5 protein-coding genes are annotated in these 2,647 nt (G+C 32.9%); 3 read left to right on the plus strand and 2 right to left on the minus strand.

Annotated elements, in window-relative coordinates:
- Positions 1 to 362: 362 nt before the first annotated feature.
- Positions 363 to 731: a helix-turn-helix domain-containing protein gene (locus tag ACFINH_RS09405; RefSeq protein WP_375632878.1), complete on the minus strand. Its 369-nt coding sequence runs from the start codon at positions 729 to 731 to the stop codon at positions 363 to 365.
- Positions 732 to 785: 54 nt separating this feature from the next.
- On the opposite strand from ACFINH_RS09405, the gene ACFINH_RS09410 reads away from it, so the two are divergent.
- Positions 786 to 1,142 carry a hypothetical protein gene (locus tag ACFINH_RS09410; RefSeq protein WP_375632880.1) on the plus strand — a complete coding sequence of 119 codons (357 nt, stop codon included), beginning with the start codon at positions 786 to 788 and terminating at the stop codon, positions 1,140 to 1,142.
- A gap of 166 nt (positions 1,143 to 1,308) precedes the next feature.
- Here the strand turns inward: ACFINH_RS09410 and ACFINH_RS09415 are convergent, their stop codons facing one another.
- Positions 1,309 to 1,953, minus strand: coding sequence for a hypothetical protein (locus tag ACFINH_RS09415; protein ID WP_208438211.1), 645 nt, complete (start codon positions 1,951 to 1,953; stop codon positions 1,309 to 1,311).
- 70 nt (positions 1,954 to 2,023) lie between these two features.
- Between ACFINH_RS09415 and ACFINH_RS09420 the strand changes: the two genes are divergently transcribed.
- Both ACFINH_RS09420 and ACFINH_RS09425 read left to right on the plus strand, forming a co-directional pair.
- Positions 2,024 to 2,167 (plus strand): hypothetical protein, encoded by a 144-nt coding sequence (locus ACFINH_RS09420; RefSeq protein WP_375632884.1) that lies wholly within the window; start codon positions 2,024 to 2,026, stop codon positions 2,165 to 2,167.
- A partial coding sequence (locus tag ACFINH_RS09425) for a YdaU family protein (RefSeq protein WP_375632882.1) occupies positions 2,160 to 2,647 on the plus strand: 488 nt, incomplete at its 3' end. The genes ACFINH_RS09420 and ACFINH_RS09425, both read left to right, overlap by 8 nt.

The raw sequence follows: 2,647 nt of genomic DNA on the forward strand, positions 1-2,647 counted from the left end.
TGCCTCGTCAATAATTTTTAGAACTTGGCTTTCATCCAGTGGTCCCGATCGACCAATGTTTTGATCATCATCATAGACAACTAATAAGATTTCATCAGAATTTATAAGAATTGGCTTATCCATAATTTTTCCTCCCTAACGCCTCTTGGCGATTGTTTGTGCGTGGTTTATAAAAATAAAATACGTTTATCGTAATTAAATGTCAAGAAAAAAATTACGATAAACGTATTTTTGTGTATTTATAATCCACATAAATTATTTATTATCTTAAAATTTAAATGGGGAATTTATGTTGGACTGTGAAAGAAACAAACAACTAACTGTAATGTTAAATAAATTAACTGAAAATGAAAGAATAGCTTTTATAGATTTCGTGCTGCGAGCAAAGATTTTAAAAGATCCTCGACAATCTTTTTTTCAGAATCATTTGCTTGAGAATACAAATAAAGAAAATCATCAGAACAAAATCCGGAAACAGGTGAAGAATCTTTAAAAAATTCCATAATTTTAACAAGCTCATCAGCTTTAACGTCTCTCATTTCCTTATTAGGGTCAAGATTGACAATATTAGATATAGCTGGTCTGCGTACTCCAAGATGGGCCGCAAGTTTTGCTTGACTGCCACGGCCCATTTTATCAAGTTCTTGTTTTATCCAAATTTTTAGCTCTCTTTGTTTAACCATACTTGTGTTATTTATCATTTTTAAAAACCTTACAATATTAAAAAACATAAAAATACGTTTATCGTATTGACTAAATGTTCCTTATATCGTATTTTATTGGCTATGATAAAAGCATATACAGAAACAGCTAAACTTATAATTACATATCTTGGTGGATATCATAAGGTTGCAAATATCATTAATCGTAATGTTATTGTGGTTAGAAAATGGGCTTATTCTCTTGAAAAACGCGAGGGTAAGGGCGGAATCATTCCGGCTAAATATCAAGTGATGCTTTTAAACTATGCTCGTAAACACAACATTGATTTGCGACCCGAAGATTTTTTCTATCCTGAGCGTTTGCAAGGTTTGATGGAAGAAGAAAAAGCAACACTCTCAACGCCTTCTTTTGTCAAGGGTTTCAGTTTGAGTGAAAAGTCGTGCGAACAAAAACAGCTTCAATATGAAGAAAGGAAATAAAAATGGATTACGGTTTAGCAATATCATTACTGTCCATATCGGTTATCGTTTTGAATATAATTGTATTTTTTCACTGGTACAACAATAGATAGAGGAAGGAAATTAAGATAACTAAAGATTTAGGTCTTACAGCTTGTTTTTAGTGTGTAGCTATTTATTTCATTTTTTATTTATCGCGAATGAGGGAACGATATAGAGCACGTTCTGTCTTGGATATCTTAGCCAAAAAATTCAATCTTTGCGTCTCTGAAAAACGAAAAAAGCCAATGCAATAAAAAGCTTTAAGTGTTTTATTGGGATAGTTAGAGGAAGTGTGTTCTAAAATAATGTTTATAGGATTTACTACATTTGGTTGCATAGCTTGAATAGTCAGTAAAATTGTAAGTTCATTCTTACTTTCGACATTAAATAGATCAAATGTGCTCTCTGGTTCCGGTTTTAACTTAGGGTGCATTAAGTTGATGTGTTTAGGTTTTATAGGAATATTGATGCTTGGTTCTCTAATAATTCCGGGATTTGGATTGGGATAGACGGCTTCGACAAATTGAAACGGACTTTTGGGATCTAGCCAAATATTATTTATCTTAATTGCTTGTTTTGTGGGATTGTAGGAGGTTAAATCTACTTTGAATGTGGGATTTTCATTTGGATCGTAAGGTACGTTTGCTAGTGTTTTTGTATAATTAATTTGTAATTTAGGTCCTAGAGCTCGTTGTTTGTTTTTTCTGTATCCTGTCCAAACTGAAACACCAGCATGAATAGTTGTAGCAGTGATAGAGATTATAGAAAAGTATTCAAATATCGTTAACATTCTTTCCCCCCATTTCGAAAATAATTACCGTTGAACGGCTTTGTAAAAATAATTTTTAATGGAATAGCAAATGACTAACACGATTCTCTGTCTTGATCTAGGTACTAAGACAGGCTGGGCGATATGTTCCAAAGGGCATGCGCTTAAAGACGACAACGAAGCAGATGCTTTAGCAATTTTATATTTAATGAAAGAAGGGGGCGCGCATGTCTAATGCAATGCCATGGATAAGATTCCATTTGTATGACTGGATAAGTGGTACAAATGGAATGACATCTGAACAACGGGGGGTTTATATAACCCTTCTCGTTTACATGTATGAAAAAAAAGAACCACTTAAAACAGATTTTCAAACGCTTGCACGCGTTTGTCATTGTTCGCAGAAAAAATTTGCAGCTATTGTCGAATATCTCATGAGAAATAATAAACTTGTTGAGACAGATAATGGATTGTGGAATACGCGCGTTGAAGAAGAACTAAAAGATTTTTCTGATAAAAAAGAGCACATATCGCAAGTTCGTAGTGAGGCTGGTAAAAAAGGTGCACAAGCAAAAAATAATACAAAACAACATGTTAATAATTTTGCTGAAGCAAATGACAAGCAAAATGAAGCAAATGCTAAGCAAAATCAAGCTATAAAGAACCAGAATAAGAATATATATAAAAAAACTAAAACTATCGTTTTAGCAAAAAA

The sequence above is a fragment of the Bartonella sp. AA74HLJMH genome (genome assembly GCF_042197045.1).
In the GTDB taxonomy this organism is placed as follows: domain Bacteria; phylum Pseudomonadota; class Alphaproteobacteria; order Rhizobiales; family Rhizobiaceae; genus Bartonella.

Bases quoted from the DNA above. Each gene is read 5' to 3' on its own strand.
- ACFINH_RS09405 (WP_375632878.1), bottom strand. From the start codon at position 731: ATGTTTTTTAATATTGTAAGGTTTTTAAAAATGATAAATAACACAAGT.
- ACFINH_RS09410 (WP_375632880.1), top strand. From the start codon at position 786: ATGATAAAAGCATATACAGAAACAGCTAAACTTATAATTACATATCTT.
- ACFINH_RS09415 (WP_208438211.1), bottom strand. From the start codon at position 1,953: ATGTTAACGATATTTGAATACTTTTCTATAATCTCTATCACTGCTACA.
- ACFINH_RS09420 (WP_375632884.1), top strand. From the start codon at position 2,024: ATGACTAACACGATTCTCTGTCTTGATCTAGGTACTAAGACAGGCTGG.